Source organism: Bacillus sp. NSP9.1 (assembly GCF_000465465.2).
GTDB lineage: Bacteria > Bacillota > Bacilli > Bacillales > Bacillaceae > Bacillus > Bacillus sonorensis_A.
Window position 1 is genome coordinate 3,388,150 of the sequence record NZ_CP048273.1, and the last position, 16,561, is coordinate 3,404,710.

The following is a 16,561-nucleotide window of genomic DNA, read 5'->3' on the forward strand; positions in this document are numbered from 1 at the left end:
GGCAGGCGCCCTTTTTGCACTTTCAAAAACACCGGCCCCCAACAGGGACCGGCCGTTTTCGTATTTTATCCTCTCAGCACAGCCTGATGTGTTTCCTCCAGCGCTTTCAACACTGTGTCGTGAACTTTCGTCACTTCTTCTTCAGTAAGCGTCTGTTCAGGATTCAAATATTGCAGGCTGAAGGCGACGGATTTTTTGCCTTCTTCCATGTGCTCACCTTCATAGACGTCAAAGACGTGCACTTCCTTCAACAATGCGCCGCCGGCTTTTCGAATGACATCCTCAAGCTGGCCGCTGGCGATGTCTTTGTCTACGACCAGCGCGATATCGCGGGTGACGGACGGGTATTTCGGAATGGCCGTATACGTAATCTCCGGCACATCAACCGCGAAGAGCTCATGGAGATCAAGCTCGAATACATAAGTCTCATGGAGATCAATCTCTTTTTCAACCGATGGATGAAGCTGGCCGATGAAGCCGATTAAAGAGCCGTTGTACAGAATGTTGGCCGTTCTCCCCGGATGGAGCTCTTTTCTTTCAGACTGGACGAACTCAACGCCCTCTTTGATGCCGAGCTTGTCAAATAAGCCTTCGACTATGCCTTTTACAACAAAGAAATCGACCGGCTTTTTCTCCCCTTGCCAGAGGTTTTTGTGCCACAGACCTGTCACAGCTCCGGCGACGTGTTCTTTTTCGACCGGTTTTGTCTGTTCTTCGGCTTTTAAGAAAACCGAACCGATTTCATAAAATGCTGCTGAATCGGTTTGTCTTGCCAGGTTGTAGGATAACGAATCAAGCAGATTCGGCAGCAGGCTGTGCCTCAAGACGCTTCTTTCCTCACTCATCGGCAGTGAAAGGATCGTTTTAAACGATTTCTCCAGCGCGTATGCGGTCGCTTTTTTGTCGCTTGTCAGTGAGTAAGTGATCGCCTGAGAAAGCCCGGCTCCCTCCAGGAAGCGTCTGACTTTTCTCCGTTTTTCCTGATAAGGGGTCAATCCGCCGCTAAAGCCGGTCAGTTCAGGCAGTGATGACGGAATGTTGTCATATCCGTACAATCTTGCAACCTCTTCAATCAAATCTTCTTCGATCGTGATATCGCCTCTTCTTGAAGGGACGGTGACGATCAGCTCGCCGCCCGTTTCTTCAACGGAAAACCCGAGTCTTTGAAAAATGCGGACCATTTCCTCTTCACTGATGGACATCCCGAGAACTTTTGTGACTTTTTCAGCGGACAGGCTGATGACTCTGTCTTTCACGTCAAGGTGTTTTTCCTGAACCGTGCCCTCTAAAACGGTGCCCCCCGCATAGCGGCTGATCAGGTGTGCTGCACGTTCTGCGGCAGGGAGAACACGAGCTGGATCGATGCCTTTTTCAAAGCGGACGCTTGATTCACTGCGCAGTCCAAGATCTTTGGAAGCTTTGCGGACAGTCTGTCCGTTAAAATATGCCGCTTCCAGCAAAATCGTCACCGTATCTTCGCGGACTTCGGAATCCGCTCCCCCCATGACCCCTGCGACGGCTTGCGGAAGAGAGCCGTTTGTAATGACGAGATGGTCGGCTGATAGAGTTCTTTCTTCATCATCAAGCGTGACCATTTTTTCATTTTCCTCCGCTTTGCGGACGACGACCTCTTTTGAGCCGAAGCGGTCATAATCAAAAGCGTGCAGCGGCTGGCCGTATTCCAAGAGCACAAAGTTGGTAATGTCGACGACATTGTTGTGCGGCCTGATTCCGGCGTTGATCAGCTTCGTCTGCATCCACAGCGGGGACGGCCCGATTTTGACGTCTTTAATGATTTTCGCCGCGTATAAAGGATTGGCTTCTGGATCTTCAATTTTGACGGAAATATAGTCTGCCGCTTTTTCGGCGCCTGCTTGATAAGCCGTCTCAGGGAGCTTGACTTCGCGGCCGAGAATCGCAGCCACTTCATAAGCGACACCGAGCATATTCATGGCGTCGGCGCGGTTTGGCGTCAGTCCCAGCTCCAGCACCGCATCATCGAGCGCAAGGCTGGTGAGCGCATCCGTGCCGATCTCGGCATCGCTCGGAAATACGAAAATACCTTCCGCATATTCTTTTGGTACAAGCTTTCCTTGAATGCCGAGCTCCTCTAAAGAGCAGATCATGCCGTTTGAAGCTTCGCCGCGAAGCTTCGCTTTTTTGATTTTAAAATTGTCCGGCAAAACCGCGCCGACCGTTGCGACGGCTACTTTTTGCCCTCTGTCCACATTCGGGGCTCCGCAGATGATTTGCACCGGCTCCTCCGCGCCGATATCGACAAGACATTTATTTAATTTATCGGCGTTCGGATGCTGCTCGCGTTCGAGAACATGCCCGATGACAACACCTTTGATTCCTTCCCCTTTATATTCAACGCCTTCCACTTCAATCCCGCTTCTTGTGATCTTTTCAGCGAGAATATCCGGCGTCATTCCGTCTAAATCCACGTATTCCTGCAACCATTTATATGAAACAAACATCACGCGTCCTCCTCTTTAAGCCTGTTTAAATTGAGATAAAAATCTGACATCGTTTGTATAGAAATGGCGGATATCATCAATTCCGTACTTCAGCATCGCGATCCGCTCAACACCCATTCCAAAAGCGAAACCCTGATATTGTTTGGAATCGAAACCGGCCATTTCAAGCACGTTCGGATGCACCATTCCCGCGCCGAGGATTTCAATCCAGCCGGTCTGCTTGCAGACTGAGCAGCCTTTTCCTCCGCATTTGAAGCAGGAGACATCGACTTCGACAGACGGTTCTGTGAACGGGAAAAAGCTTGGTCGAAGTCTGATTTCGCGATCTTCGCCAAACATTTTCTTCGCTACGGTTTCAAGCGTGCCCTTCAAATCGCTCATGCTGATGTCGCGATCGACGCAAAGCCCTTCAATCTGCATAAATTGGTGGGAGTGTGTCGCATCATCATTGTCGCGGCGGTATACTTTTCCCGGACAGATGATTTTGACCGGGCCTTTCCCTTCATGCTTCTCCATCGTACGCGTCTGAACAGGAGAGGTCTGTGTTCTCATCAGCGTATCTTCGGTGATGTAAAAGCTGTCCTGCATATCCCGGGCCGGGTGCTCCTTCGGAAGGTTGAGCGCTTCAAAGTTGTAGTAGTCCGTTTCCACTTCCGGTCCTTCTTCAACTGAATACCCCATGCTGATAAACAGGTCTTCAATATCCTCGATGACGATCGTTAACGGATGGCGCGCACCCGTTTTGACCGGACTTCCCGGAAGCGTGACATCAATCGTCTGTTCTTTCAGCTTTCTTGCCACTTCTTCTTCTTCAAGACGGGCATTTTTTTCAGCGATCGCGCTTGCAATCGTCTCCCTCACTTCGTTTGCCAAAGCGCCCATTTTCGGTCTTTCTTCAGCAGACAGCTTTCCCATCCCGCGAAGCACTTCTGTAATCGGTCCTTTTTTTCCGAGATATTGAACGCGGACATCGTTGACTTCCTTTAATGATCCTGCGGCTGCGACTTTTTCAACCGCTTCTTTTTCAAGCCGTTTCAGCTCTTCCTGCATCTTAATAATTCCTCCTTTTATGTAGCTCACATTGTTTCGCTGCAATAAAAAAAGCCCCTTTCTTCATGAAAGGGACGACTTGTGGCCCGTGGTACCACCCTTTTTTAAACAAAGCGAAAAAAAGCTTTGTTACTCACTTCATTGGCATAACGGATTTGAATCCGGTTCACCTTTACACACCTTTTAAGAAAGATGTGGTCCCGGTGACAACTCAAGAGGTGAAGCGTTTTGACACCGGCCATAAAAATGCTTTCAGTCTAAGGCATTTTCTCCCTTGATGGCGGAGTGGTCAAAACAGTCCTCTGTCACTGTTTTTAAACATATTAAATTCATTATAGTGAATTCCTTTTTCTTGTGCAACCGGTTATCCGCGGAGATGGTATAACAGCACCGCTGCGGCGGCTGCCACATTCAAGGACTCCGCTTTCCCGTAAATGGGAATGTAAAGATTTCTGTCCGTCTGTGCGAGCAGTTCGGGATCAACCCCAGAACCCTCATTTCCGATCAGCAGCGCAAACGAGTCTGACGGCTCTGCTTCTTTAAATGGAACGGCATGTTGCAGCGCAGTTCCATAGACGGGGATTTGTTTTTCCTTCAACTCTTTCATCAGCCCTGAAAGCTCAGCTTTGATAATCGGAATATGAAAATGTGATCCTTGCGCAGATCTGAGCGTTTTGGCGTTATAAGGATCAACCGTCCCATGGCCGACAACCACGGCATCGATTCCCGCGGCATCGGCCGTGCGGATGATCGTTCCTAAATTGCCGGGGTCTTGGATAGCATCTGCAAGGAGCAGTTTTTCATACTGAAAAGGACCGCTGTCGGGCATTCGGCAGACTGCGGCGACAGACTGGGGAGTCTCGGTTTCTGAAATGGCAAGAAACGCGTCGCGGCTGACAAGATAGCAGGCTATATCCGGATCCAGCCCGTCCGGCATATCAGCTTCATCTAAAATGATGATTTCCTTGACAGTGCCCGGTGTTTTCAGCGCTTCTTCAAGAAGATGCTCCCCTTCTATTAAGAAAGTATTGGTTTTTGTTCGTTCTTTTTTCGTGTGAAGTTTTTTCCAATCCTTCACTTTTTGGTTTTTGGCTGATTCAATATGTTTCAAATCGGTTTGGCTCCTTTTGTTTCGCGAATAGTCACATTATATCTCATGAATGGTACATAATAAACCCGATAGTGAGGCAGAATATAGAAAACCAGAAGATGAAATGGAGTGAAAAAGATGGATTTGAATTTGCGCCATGCGGTGATTGCCAATGTATCAGGAAATTCACAGGATGAGCTTGAACATACGATTGTCGATGCGATTCAAAGCGGTGAAGAGAAAATGCTTCCCGGTTTGGGCGTATTGTTCGAGGTCATTTGGCAGAACGCATCAGAAACAGACAAAACCGAAATGCTTGAAATGTTGGAGCAAGGGTTGAAGACGAAATAAACCGGACGGCCGAACAGGCCTCCGGTTTATTTTGATCAGCCGGGAATGGAAGGCTCCATCCTTAAGGAAGGATCGCGCCAAATCTCCGTCCACTTTTTAATGGCGGCCGCCATAATCACCAATCCCAAAACGAGCATCACAATCGATAAAATGCCGTTCAACACGCTGTAGCCGCCGGCTTCTGCATTGAAGTAAACGTGTCTGATCATCCAGTACCCCGCATAATTGACGGTCACATACAAATAGGCGAGCGGAATAAGACACGTCAGCATATATCTTCGTTTATCCGCGATTTTTAAAATGACGGTCGCCCCGATGATCAGTCCGACGGATGCCATTAGCTGATTGGATACGCCAAACAGCGCCCAAATGGAGCTGATGTCCCCGGAATAAAGCAAATACCCCCACATGAAGCAGGCAAGAGCGCTTGCTATTACTGACCCCGGCAGCCAATCCGTTTTTTTGAGCGGTTTGTACACTTCACCGAAAAAGTCTTGAATCAAATAGCGGGCCACCCTTGTTCCGGCATCAATCGCCGTTAAGATAAAGACCGCCTCAAACATAATCACAAATTGAAAGAAATATGAGGCCAAATGGCTGAAAAACGGGATATCTGTAAAGATATAAGCCATGCCGACGGCGAGCGTAACAGCTCCGCCCGTTCTTCCTTCCAAATCAAGCCCGATCTCCCGGCTGAGCTCCGGCAGATGGACGGTATCCATGCCAAGCGTCCGAAAAACCTCAGGTGCGCTGTTGATCGCAAAATAATCGCCTGGCTGCAATGCAGTCGCCGCGATCAACGCCATAATCCCGACGAGACATTCGACAAGCATGGCGCCAAAGCCGACAAATTTCATATCGCTCCATTTGTCGAGCATTTTCGGCGTTGTGCCGGAACCGACAAAGGCGTGAAAGCCGGAAATGGCTCCGCAGGCAATCGTAATCGAAATAAACGGCCACACTGGTCCCGGCGAAACGGGGCCTCCCCCGCCCGTAAACTCGGTGAATGCCGGAAACGGGATCGCCGGATTCACGATGAATACACCGGCTATCAAAGCAATGAATACACCGATTTTCATAAAGCTGCTCAAATAGTCGCGCGGTGCGAGCAGCAGCCAGACAGGCAGGGCCGCTGCGAAAAACGCGTAGACCGGAAGCGCGATGGAGAGCGTTTTCATATCAAGCGTCAAGGCCTCTCCCAGCGGCGTATTGGCGACTGACGGTCCGATGAACACGCCGGCCATAAGCAGAATAAACCCGACCGTTGACGCGAGCTTCAGGTTTCCTGTCTTTTTATAAAATAAACCGACACCCATGGCGATCGGTATCGTGATCGCGACCGAGAACGTCCCCCACGGATTGCGCTCAAGCGCGTGGAGGACAACCATCGACAGTCCCGCCATCGTGATCGTAATAATAAACAGCATCGCCAGGCCCGTACAAAACCCGGCGACAGGTCCGAGTTCTTCTTTAGCGACTTCTGAAAGCGATTTACCATTCCTCCGCATCGACGCGAATAAAACGACAATATCGTGGACGGCTCCCCCGATGACCGCCCCGATCAACAGCCACAACAGCCCCGGCAAATAGCCGAACTGCGCAGCCAAAATCGGCCCGACGAGCGGCCCCGCGGCCGCGATCGCTGCAAAATGATGACCGAAAGACACCCATTTGTTTGTCGGCACATAATCTTTGCCGTCTTTTTGGAGATGGGCAGGAGTCGGTTTGTCGTCATCCACCTTCAGCACTTTCACCATCATAAACGTTCCGTACAAACGGTAGGCGATCGCCAATATACAGATGGAAGCGATCACAATCGTAATGGCATTCATCCAATTCCTCCCTCCTTGTTGTCCTTTTTAACATAGCTTATATTTTTTGTAAGCGCAATCATCTTTTTTTCAAAAAAGACCTCCCCTCATTCTTCGATTTATATAACAGTTAAAAATGGATGTTTTAGATTGACGCTTTAGCACGATCGTACTAAAATGAGGTCATGAATACAAAAACACAAAAAAGGCGACTGCAAATTATTGAAGATGCTATTCAAGTGCTTGTGGAAGAAGGTTATGCGAATGCCTCTATCGGCAATATCGCAAAAAAGGGGGGAATCAGCAAAGGGGTTGTAACGTATCATTTTCCAAATAAATTACAGCTTATGAAGGCTGTTGTGGAGCATTCCTATGGACTTGCAGCACCTTATATGGAAAAATTCATGGACGGTTTAGACAGTGCTCCGGCCACACTCCGCGCGTATATTGAATCAAATCTCAGATTCATGTATGAACATCGAAAATACGTGACCGCAATCATTGAAGTGGTTTCCAACTTACGAACAGAAAGCGGTGATCTGTTTTATCAGAATGAAGATGAATCAATATATGAGCCGCTGATTGAAATTTTTAAGTGGGGACAGGAAATAGAAGGGAGTTTCAGAGAGTTTTCCCCGCAAATTATGGCTAGAACCGTGCGAAGCGTCATCGATTCATTGGGACCCAAAATCGCAAATCATGATATATCAGATATAGAGTGCACGATATCTGAAATTGCAGATACGTTCGATTATGCAACGAGAAAAACACCTAAATTATAGGGGGGCTATCGTGATTACTGACGAATTTAAGAAAATAGACGAAAAAATTGTTGTCGTAAGGAAGCTTGAAGGTATGATCACATTATGCGTCTATGCATGCACAATCCTTGTAGTGCTTTACTTTACTTTAACATTCGGCTGGCCGAAATGGATATTGGCTGTCATCACATGTTTCGCTATAGTCTCTGTACCGTTTGAACTTTATTTTTTACCGAAGTGGAAATATGAATTTTGGCGATATCGTCTAAGTGACTTAAGCATCCAAATCCATAAAGGAATCATTTTCAAGCGAAAAATATTAGTTCCTGTGGGGAAAGTCCAGCATGTCGAAGCAAAACAAGGTCCTATTTTAAAAAAGTACAACTTATATACAGTGACGTTATCCACGGCAGCCGGCAGCCACGAAATTTTGGGATTAGCCGAAAAAACAGCCGATTCCGTACGTAAGGATATTGAAACATATGCGAGGTTAAGCGATGAACAAGTCTGAAAAATTAATAAAACATCTCCATCCCATTTCGATTCTTTATTTTATGATGAAGGCGGGCAAGGAATCTTTATCATTTATTTGGTTATACCCGCTGCTCATTTTATTGATTCATAAACAGTTAGGCAGCCAAATTCCCGCTTTGATCATCGGCGTCTTTCTCGTTATTTTTCTCATGATGGTATTGATCATGATTGGTGTATTAAGGTGGCGGGCATTCACCTACCAGATACGCGAGAAATCGATATATATAGAATATGGTTTGTTTATAGTCAAGAAAAGATGGGTGCAGCCGGACCGCATTCAGTCCATTGATTCTACGGTCCGTCTATATGACCATTTATTTTCTACACGAACTTTAACGATTGAACTTGCCGGAGGAGATGAATCCAGCAACACACTCAGTTGTATTTCAAGAGAAGAAGAACAGCGCATTCGAACGGTTTTAAATGCAGAGTCAAAAAGCAAGCCGATCGAGCATGGCGGAGCGTCAATGTTTCAATTGTATAAAAAAGATCTCATTTTACACAGTCTGCTTTCCCCTAAATTCGGGATTGTGCTTTCATTATTATCACTAGGATTATTGAAATATTTGGATATATCGAAAGAAACAGATCGATCCGCTTTATTTACTAACTTATCAAGCTGGTTCGGTTCTAACTGGATCATCGTCGTGATGGTCATCATCGTACTTCTCTCGTTTGCACTTTCATTGTTATTAACATTTGTAAGTGATTATCATTTCACATTAAAGAGGAACAGCAAAGGCGAACTCGAAATCGAACAAGGCCTGTTTGAGAAGAAAAAACGAACGATCGACGAAAACAGGATACAGGCCATTCTAATCATCGAGCATCCGCTTCACCGCCTCCTGGGATTTGCATCAATCAAAGCTGTTGTGATTCGTAATCGGCCAAATGAACAAAGCAGTAAAACGATCACCCTCCTTCCTTTTGTTAAAAAAGAAAAAGTCTGTTCCATTCTTGAAACGTATACCGGCTACCGGAAAGGCAACCATTTGCACATGCTCACAAAGGAAGCCAAACATTATTATATGGTTCTGCCATTTATAGCAGGTTGTGTTCTTGCCATACCGCTATGGATGTTTGTGCCCGGTTACTATCATTATCTGGCTGCGGTTCTGCCGCCTGGATTATTATGTCTGGGGACGATGGTATATCGAATGATTGGCTGGCATCAAAGCCGCTATTTTTTCACTTTGCAATATGGCTCCTTATCCCGCAAAACGGCACTTATTAAACGCGGGCGCATTCAATGGGCATCATTAGGCCAAACATCTGTACAAGAGAGAAAGAATTTGGCATCCATTAAGCTGGCCGTTGCTTCAGGAAAAGAAAATGTGAAGTTTTCGATAACCCACATCCCAATAGAGGATGCAACAATGATTTATCAACATGCCCTTAAAACAAGCTGAGGATGTTTCAAAACGTTTAGCACATGATAAAACCAAGTTGACAAATATGAATAATAAGAATAAAATGACATTAAACTTCACCTCCTGTCTCAATAGACGGATTTAGCGGGGATCATCTGATCTCCGCCCTTTTTTGCTTTCAGCATAACGGAACGACATAAAAATGAATGGCCATGACAAGAAGAAACGCAGCGATTCCCGTGATACGACTGCTGTTTGTTTTTACGAGCGAAGCTTTGAGATGATAAACGAGGGATGAAAACAAAAGCATGCCGATAAAGATGGCGCCTCCCTTTAAAAATGAGTTGGTAAAAGGGGAGCGATCAATCACTTCCGTCATAAACAAAAGCAAAAGGTATGCTAAAAATCCGTACATCAAAAAGCAGTGAGCAGCTGACATAAACGTCTTCATATATCCTCCTCCCCTTGTTGATCTTATTCTCCGGCATGAATGTGTAAACCTTTTTACACCTGAAAAAAACCGGCACAGCGGCCGGTTTTTTAAAATCATTGTTTCTTCAGTCTGATTACATTCCAGGAAAGTTTCGGAAGATGAGCTGTCAGTCTGCCGTCACATACTTTGGCGTCTCCGCCGCAGTGAGGGACGACATTGTTTTTGTCTTTCTCATTTGTCGCTTTATTGTCTTCGTGCTCAAGGACGATATGCTCTGTCACAGTGTATCCCTCAAAGCTTCTCATATCAGCCTCCATTTCCAGGACGCCGTCTGTCGCGCGGTTTACAGCAAACACCGTTAGTTCCTCTGCTTCTTCATTGAAAACAGAAACGGACTCCAAATACGGAACATCTGTGAAGTCTTTACTGTCATACTTCGGTGATGAAACTGCCGTCTGCAATACGGTTCCCCGGCCGTAAACAGAGGCGTGCATGAACGGATAGAAGATCGTTTGCCGCCATGCTTCACCGCCTTTGTCTGTCATGATCGGCGCGATGACATTGACGAGCTGGGCGAGGCAGGCGATTTTGACGCGGTCGGCGTGCTTCAGCATCGTGATCAGCATGCAGCCGACAAGCAGCGCATCTTCGAAGTTATAGATATCTTCGAGGAGGTGCGGCGCTTTCGCCCAGCGCTCGGCTTCTTTGTCTTTTTCATTGGAATGATACCAGACATTCCATTCATCGTAGGAAAGATGAATCGTCTTTTTGCTGCGTTTTTTCGCCTTCATATAATCACAGACAGAGACAACCGTTTTGATGAAGTGATCCATATCAAGCGATCTCGCTAAATAGTTCGGCAGGTCATTGTCGCGATTGCCGTAGTACGAATGAAGCGAAATATACTCAACATGCTCATACGTATGGTCAAGCACTGTTGTTTCCCAGTCGATGAATGTCGCCATGCCGCTTCCGGAGCTGCCGCAGGCGACAAGCTCGATCGATGGGTCCGTCCATTTCATGACTTTTGCTGCTTCAGCGGCAATCCTTCCGTATTCTTCGGCTGTCTTGTGGTCGATTTGCCACGGACCGTCCATCTCATTGCCGAGGCACCAAGTTTTGATCTTATGCGGCTCTTTATAACCGTGCGATTTTCTCAAATCGCTGTAGTAAGAACCTGACGGGTGATTGCAATATTCAACAAGATTGCGGGCCGCATCAATTCCTCTCGTACCGAGGTTGACGGCCATATTGACTTCGGCGCCGACAAGCTTCGCCCAATCCATGAATTCATTCGTACCGATCAGATTCGGTTCTGTCGTCGCCCATGCCAAATCAAGCCTTGTCGGCCGGTTTTCAACCGGACCGACGCCATCCTCCCAATTATACCCGGATACAAAGTTGCCGCCGGGGTACCTGATAAATGGAACCTTCAGCTCTTTGACCAGTTTGATGACATCCTTGCGGAAACCCGATTCATCAGCCTCAGGGTGGTCCGGTTCATAGATTCCTTCATATACCGCTCTGCCAAGATGCTCGATAAACGAACCGTATATCCGTTTGTCAATTTCTGCAACCTTCAATTCTTTGTCAATCGTCATTTTCGCCTTTTTTTCCGTCATTAAAAAATCATTCCTTTCAAATTAAATATGTTGAATCAGCCTTTGATTCCGCCTGCGGTCAGCCCTGATACAAAATACTTCTGGAAGAACAGGAATATCAAAATCACAGGCAAAATCGCCAGCACCGACCCCGAGATCAGCATGTCGTAGTTATTTCCATAAGGACTAAGCAAAGCGGACAGCCCGATTGGAAGCGTAAACATTTCTTTTGACCGTAAAACGATCAGCGGCCATAAAAAATTGTTCCAGCTGTTTAATGACTGCAGGATGACCATCGCCCCGAACGCCGGTTTCATAAGCGGCGCCATAATCCGGAAAAAAATGCCGAATTCGGTGCAGCCGTCCATTCGCGCCGAGTCAAGCAAATCTCTCGGCAGACCGAGCGCATACTGTCTGAAAAAAAATACGGCGACAGGCGACACGATAAACGGGAGTATCACACCGGCATATGTGTCGACAATGTGCAAAGAAACCGTCATTTTAAATAAAGGCAGCATTAAAATTTCGATCGGCACCATCATGATCAAGAGCACAAACACAAACATCAGGTTTTTCCCTTTAAAATCGTATACGGCAAGACCGTAGCCGACCATCGAAGAAAACAGAAGCGTCAAAACAGTTGAAATGACAACGAGGATCAGGCTGTTCGAAAACCATTTAAAATAAATGCTTCCACCGTTAAATAAATAAGTATAGTTGTCAAGGCTCAGGATGTCAGGACTCAGCTTTAAATTCAGCCCGAAGCGCAGCAGCTCCGAAGATGGCTTAAGCGAGCCGAGCACAAGGCATAAAAGCGGGAACACAAACAAAAAGCCCAAAATAGCAAACAGCAGAAATAAAGCGATTTTTGCGATGTTTAAGCCTCTGGCAGGACGCATTAATAGCCCTCCTTTTTAAATGATCCAGACAGCTTTAATGAAATAAGGCTGGCGATGAAAATAATGATCAAGAGCACGATGCCGAGCGCCGCGCCGTAGCCCATGTTGTTGTAGGCAAGCCCCTGCTGGTAAATGTATCCGACCATCGTCAGGCCGATATTGCCAGGCGAGTTGTTCTGCCACAGCACATAGCTTTCTTCAAACATCCGAAAGCCGCCGATGATGCTGATCGTCAGCACGTAGACGGTGACCGGTTTGAGGAACGGAAGCGTGATATGAAAAAACTTTTTAAACGTGCCGGCGCCGTCGATTTCCGCCGCTTCATACAACTCTTTGGGCACGTTTTGCAAGCCGGCCAAAAAGTAAAGCACATTGATGCCCATCCATCTCCACGATGCGAGCATGACCATTAAAAACATTCCGGTATGCTCATTGTTCAGCCAGTTTTGCGGTGCAGCCCCTAGCTTCGTCAAAATCGAATTCGCCAGTGATGTATCCATTTCCCCGAAAATCAGCCGGAAAATGATGCCCGCCACAATCGTTGAAGTGAGAGCCGGGATGAATAATGCGGATTTAAACACGTTTTTAAACTTCACCAGCTTCGAATCCAAAAAGACGGCAAGGATAAGCGGAACCGGTATTAAAATCAACAATGTCCAAAAGGTATATTTCATGGTGTTAAAAAGTGCAGTATAGAAAGTAGGATTGTTTAATGCTTTATAGTTCTCCACCCCGATGAAGCGGATGTCGCCGGGGAGAATGCTTTGAAAGCTCATGATGACGACGCTGATAAGCGGATAAAGAAAAAATATGCAAAAGGAGAGTACGAAAGGTGCTGTGAAAATATAGGGTGCGGCTTTTGCTGAATATAGCAAATTTCTGATCTTTCTTTTTCTCGCTACCGGCGGAAACGAATGCACTGTATCTGTTTTAACAGTCTTCAAGTTATCGCCTCGCTTTAACAGTAATGAAAGACTATGGCCCCTTCACTTCAGCGGCTGCTTTGTCCAATGCTTCTTTCGGCGTTTTACTTCCGGTTTTCAGCGCTTCATATAATACATTTTTGTTCACCAAGTCGGAAGTTTTCGCATAATCCTCGTGTAAATAAAGCGGGTTGATTTCATCTTTAATGTCAAGAAGCATCGAAAAAATATCGCTGCCGTTTTGAAAATATTTCGTGTATTGATTCGGTTTTTTCAATTCTTTAGAATCCCACACATCCCATCTGAGCGGATCGAATCCGAGCACTGTCCACAGTTTGATATTGCCTTCTTTTGATGCTTTCGCGAACTTTAAAAAGTCCTTGGCCAAATCGACGTGTTTCGCTTGTTTCGGAATGGCGGTGGCTGTGCCCCCCATGCCAGCCGACCGGTCTCCTCCTTCTTCGAAGGCAGGAAGCGGTCTGATCGCGATTTTCCCTTTTAAGTCAGGCATATAATCCAAAAACCTGCCCATATACCAGATCGGCATTAAGACGGATGCCGCCCCGCCCTGGTTCATAAATCCGTAGTATTCCTCGCTGTGATGGTTACCTCCAGGCGTGGTGATCGCGATTTTATCTTTTTCGATAAGCTCTTTCAAAAATTCAAGTGTTCTCACATTTGTTTCATTATTTAATGTCAAATTTCCGTTTTGATCAAAGTATCCTGAACCTTGCTGGGTTAGCAGCGGCAAAAAGGAATTCGGATCGGTTGTTTCGATCGTCGTCATCGGTTTGCCGACGGCTTTGACAACCTTTTTGCCCGCTTCCCTGTAATCCTCCCAGGTTTTAATGTCGTCCGGATCGACCCCGGCTTTGTTTAAAATGTCCATGTTGTAGTACATCACGGTCGTTCCGACATGCGTGCCAAGTCCATACAGCTTTTCATCCTTGCTGTAGAGGGTCAGCCTCGCTTCAACGAACTTGTCGCGCTCCTTCTCAACCAAGGAAGTTAAATCTGTCAGAGGAATATCCGATCCTTTCAAAAAATTGGAGAATCGTCCGAGTTCAATATCGGCGAGATCTGGGACGCCTTTCCCCGCCAGCAGTGAAATTGACAGGTTGTCATGCATTTGTCCATATGGATACACAACCGTATTCAGCTTAATTTTGCGCTTAGGGTATTTCTTGTTCCATTCTTTCACCATTTCTGCGTAAAACTGTTCATGGAGCCCATTAAACGTCCAAAAAGTCAGCTCGGTGGCATCCTGTGTTTGCTCAGAGGCAGGGCTTGCCCTGCACCCCGTCAAAAGCAAACTTGCGGAAAGCGTCAGCATCAGAACATATGAAAGGAACTTTTTCACGTTTTACCCCCTTTCATGGAATGGCCTCAACTCAGGTAAAAGGCCGTATTGATTGATGATTTTGAGTCCCGTATACCGATCTCTGAGGTGGTGGGCGTTCTTCAGCGCTTCATTAAGCAGATGCTGATCGACATCCAGTTCTTGAAATGATACGGGCCCGCCGATTCGCCTCATCCAGTCGGCCATTTTGTCACCGGCGGGAAGGTTTTGATAAGCAGAGGAAACGGCTTTCCCGACTTGTTCATCATCCCATGTGAGATCTTTAAGGGATCGATAAACATCGGCCAGCATAATGGCGGCGCAGCCCACTTTTGCACCGTGAAGCAACTGCCGCTTCCCATCTTCAAGCGCTTTCATTTCCAGGTAATGTGAAAGGTGATGCTCGCCGCCAGATGCCGGTCTTGAATGATCAAGCACCAGCATGACAAGGCCGGAAATAACGAGCGATTCCATCAGTTTTTCAATGCCTGCGCGCGTTTTTGCCGCAATCTCATCTATACTGGACAGACACTGTTCAAGCGCTTCTTTTGTGGCGGCGCAAGCGGCCGGACAGTGGGGCTCATCTGCAAGCAGACGGGAAATGTCCCAGTCTGCAAGCGATGTCACTTTGCCGAGCATATCGCCGAACCCCGCAGCGATCATTTTCTGCGGAGCATTTCGCAAAATCTCAAGGTCGGCAAATAATGCAAGCGGCGCAACCGTTTGAATCGTCTGCTTCTTCCCCTTCAAAATCAGCGGCGCACCGGCTGAAGTAAACCCGTCAACCGATGGCGCCGTCGGCACGGAAATAAACGGAATCCCGCGCTGGCAGGCGCAAAATCTGACGATGTCATGGATCGTGCCGGAGCCGGCGGCGATCAGCACATCCGTGTCCATCGGCACGCTGATCAGCGCACTGACCAACGTTGTTTCATCTGCCGTGACATCGCCGGCTTCATTCGCCTTCAGCTTGACCGGGACGGTTCTCACTGTGCTCTTCAGAAGATGCAGCAGCCTTTTTCCGGCGATTTGCTCAGTCGTTTCGTCGCAGATGATGGCAGCTTTTTGAAAGCCAGCCGATTTCACGTATTCCGGGAGCTCCTCGTCGACGGCATGTCCGCCAATGGCCATTTTTTCGACTGTCAGCGGATGATGAACAGATCCGCACTCGCATGAACCTAAAGTATTGTTGATATAAGAAATCAGGTCCTTCATTGAACAGTTGCCTCCTCTATTGGCCGTAATACGCGTCAGCTCCATGCTTCCGGAAAAAATGCCGATCCTGTAAAGCACTGCTGATCGGGTGAAGAGACGGATTCAGCATCAGAGAGTGATAGGCCATTTTGGCCACCTCTTCTAGAACAACGGCGTTGTGGACGGCTGTCAAAGCATCCTCCCCCCAGCAAAACGGCCCGTGGTTGTTGACGAGAACCCCCGGAACATCGCGATAATCAAGGTGCTGAAATGTTTCCGCAATCACCTTTCCCGTATTCAATTCGTATTGGCCGGAGATTTCCTCGGCGTACATCTCCCTTGTACATGGAATATCACCGTAGTAATAGTCGGCATGTGTCGTACCCAATGACGGAATATCCCTGCCGGATTGCGCCCAGCTCGTCGCCCACGGGGAATGGGTATGGACAATACCGCCTATCGTCGCAAATTGTTTGTAAAGATAAAGGTGTGTCGGTGTATCGGAAGACGGCTTCAGTTTGCCTTCTACGACCTCGCCTTCCAAGTTCAAAACGACTAAATCTTCCGCTTTTAACTCGCTGTATTTCACACCGCTCGGCTTAATAACCACCAGCCCTTTCTCGCGGTCGACGCCGCTCACATTCCCCCATGTAAATGTGACGAGGCGGTGCTCCTCAAGCTGTAAATTCGCTTTTAAAACCTGTTCTTTTAACGCTTCCAGCACA

Annotated in this window: 15 protein-coding genes; 4 read left to right on the forward strand and 11 right to left on the reverse strand. The window is 47.2% G+C overall.

Features of this window, described 5'->3' with window-relative positions; translation table 11 throughout:
* Positions 1-65 precede the first annotated feature (65 nt).
* The 3 genes from pheT to M654_RS17700 all read right to left on the reverse strand — a co-directional run bounded on the left by pheT (position 66) and on the right by M654_RS17700 (position 4,641).
* Positions 66-2,480, reverse strand: coding sequence for a phenylalanine--tRNA ligase subunit beta (gene pheT / locus M654_RS17690; protein ID WP_026588186.1), 2,415 nt, complete (start codon positions 2,478-2,480; stop codon positions 66-68).
* Positions 2,481-2,495: 15 nt separating this feature from the next.
* Complete coding sequence (gene pheS / locus M654_RS17695; protein WP_026588187.1) at positions 2,496-3,530, reverse strand: phenylalanine--tRNA ligase subunit alpha; 1,035 nt, start codon at positions 3,528-3,530, stop codon at positions 2,496-2,498.
* A 364-nt stretch (positions 3,531-3,894) separates the two neighbouring features.
* Complete coding sequence (locus M654_RS17700; RefSeq protein ID WP_026588188.1) at positions 3,895-4,641, reverse strand: TrmH family RNA methyltransferase; 747 nt, start codon at positions 4,639-4,641, stop codon at positions 3,895-3,897.
* A gap of 117 nt (positions 4,642-4,758) precedes the next feature.
* Between M654_RS17700 and sspI the strand changes: the two genes are divergently transcribed.
* A complete protein-coding gene (gene sspI, locus M654_RS17705) occupies positions 4,759-4,971 on the forward strand; it encodes a small acid-soluble spore protein SspI (RefSeq protein WP_026588189.1) in 213 nt (70 codons plus the stop codon).
* A 35-nt stretch (positions 4,972-5,006) separates the two neighbouring features.
* Here sspI and cstA read toward each other — a convergent pair whose 3' ends face one another.
* Complete coding sequence (cstA, locus tag M654_RS17710; protein ID WP_026588190.1) at positions 5,007-6,803, reverse strand: carbon starvation protein CstA; 1,797 nt, start codon at positions 6,801-6,803, stop codon at positions 5,007-5,009.
* 164 nt (positions 6,804-6,967) lie between these two features.
* Here cstA and M654_RS17715 point away from each other — a divergent pair, with 164 nt between their 5' ends.
* From M654_RS17715 to M654_RS17725, 3 genes are read left to right on the forward strand one after another with little or no spacing between them, the layout of a single operon-like run.
* Positions 6,968-7,564 carry a TetR/AcrR family transcriptional regulator gene (locus M654_RS17715; RefSeq protein ID WP_026588191.1) on the forward strand — a complete coding sequence of 199 codons (597 nt, stop codon included), beginning with the start codon at positions 6,968-6,970 and terminating at the stop codon, positions 7,562-7,564.
* A gap of 10 nt (positions 7,565-7,574) precedes the next feature.
* Positions 7,575-8,054, forward strand: coding sequence for a PH domain-containing protein (locus M654_RS17720; RefSeq protein WP_026588192.1), 480 nt, complete (start codon positions 7,575-7,577; stop codon positions 8,052-8,054).
* Positions 8,041-9,486, forward strand: coding sequence for a PH domain-containing protein (locus M654_RS17725; RefSeq protein WP_026588193.1), 1,446 nt, complete (start codon positions 8,041-8,043; stop codon positions 9,484-9,486). Before M654_RS17720 ends, M654_RS17725 begins: the two co-directional genes overlap by 14 nt.
* Positions 9,487-9,625: 139 nt before the next feature.
* Here M654_RS17725 and M654_RS17730 read toward each other — a convergent pair whose 3' ends face one another.
* The 7 genes from M654_RS17730 to araD form a co-directional block, all read right to left on the reverse strand.
* On the reverse strand, positions 9,626-9,898 hold the full coding sequence (locus M654_RS17730) for a hypothetical protein (protein WP_026588194.1): 273 nt from the start codon (positions 9,896-9,898) through the stop codon (positions 9,626-9,628).
* 95 nt (positions 9,899-9,993) lie between these two features.
* A complete protein-coding gene (arfA, locus tag M654_RS17735) occupies positions 9,994-11,502 on the reverse strand; it encodes an arabinosylfuranosidase ArfA (RefSeq protein ID WP_026588195.1) in 1,509 nt (502 codons plus the stop codon).
* Positions 11,503-11,537: 35 nt separating this feature from the next.
* The gene (locus M654_RS17740; RefSeq protein ID WP_026588196.1) at positions 11,538-12,380 is read right to left on the reverse strand and encodes a carbohydrate ABC transporter permease; all 843 of its coding nucleotides are present in this window, start codon (positions 12,378-12,380) and stop codon (positions 11,538-11,540) included.
* The gene (locus M654_RS17745) at positions 12,380-13,324 is read right to left on the reverse strand and encodes an arabinooligosaccharides ABC transporter permease AraP (RefSeq protein ID WP_026588197.1); all 945 of its coding nucleotides are present in this window, start codon (positions 13,322-13,324) and stop codon (positions 12,380-12,382) included. Before M654_RS17745 ends, M654_RS17740 begins: the two co-directional genes overlap by 1 nt.
* 31 nt (positions 13,325-13,355) lie before the next feature.
* Entirely contained in the window at positions 13,356-14,636 is a 1,281-nt protein-coding gene (locus tag M654_RS17750; protein WP_372709695.1) for an arabinooligosaccharides ABC transporter substrate-binding protein AraN, read from the reverse strand.
* Between the two features lie 30 nt (positions 14,637-14,666).
* Positions 14,667-15,857 (reverse strand): sn-glycerol-1-phosphate dehydrogenase, encoded by a 1,191-nt coding sequence (locus M654_RS17755; RefSeq protein ID WP_026588199.1) that lies wholly within the window; start codon positions 15,855-15,857, stop codon positions 14,667-14,669.
* A 16-nt stretch (positions 15,858-15,873) separates the two neighbouring features.
* Positions 15,874-16,560 (reverse strand): L-ribulose-5-phosphate 4-epimerase, encoded by a 687-nt coding sequence (gene araD / locus M654_RS17760; protein WP_026588200.1) that lies wholly within the window; start codon positions 16,558-16,560, stop codon positions 15,874-15,876.
* Position 16,561: the final 1 nt, after the last annotated feature.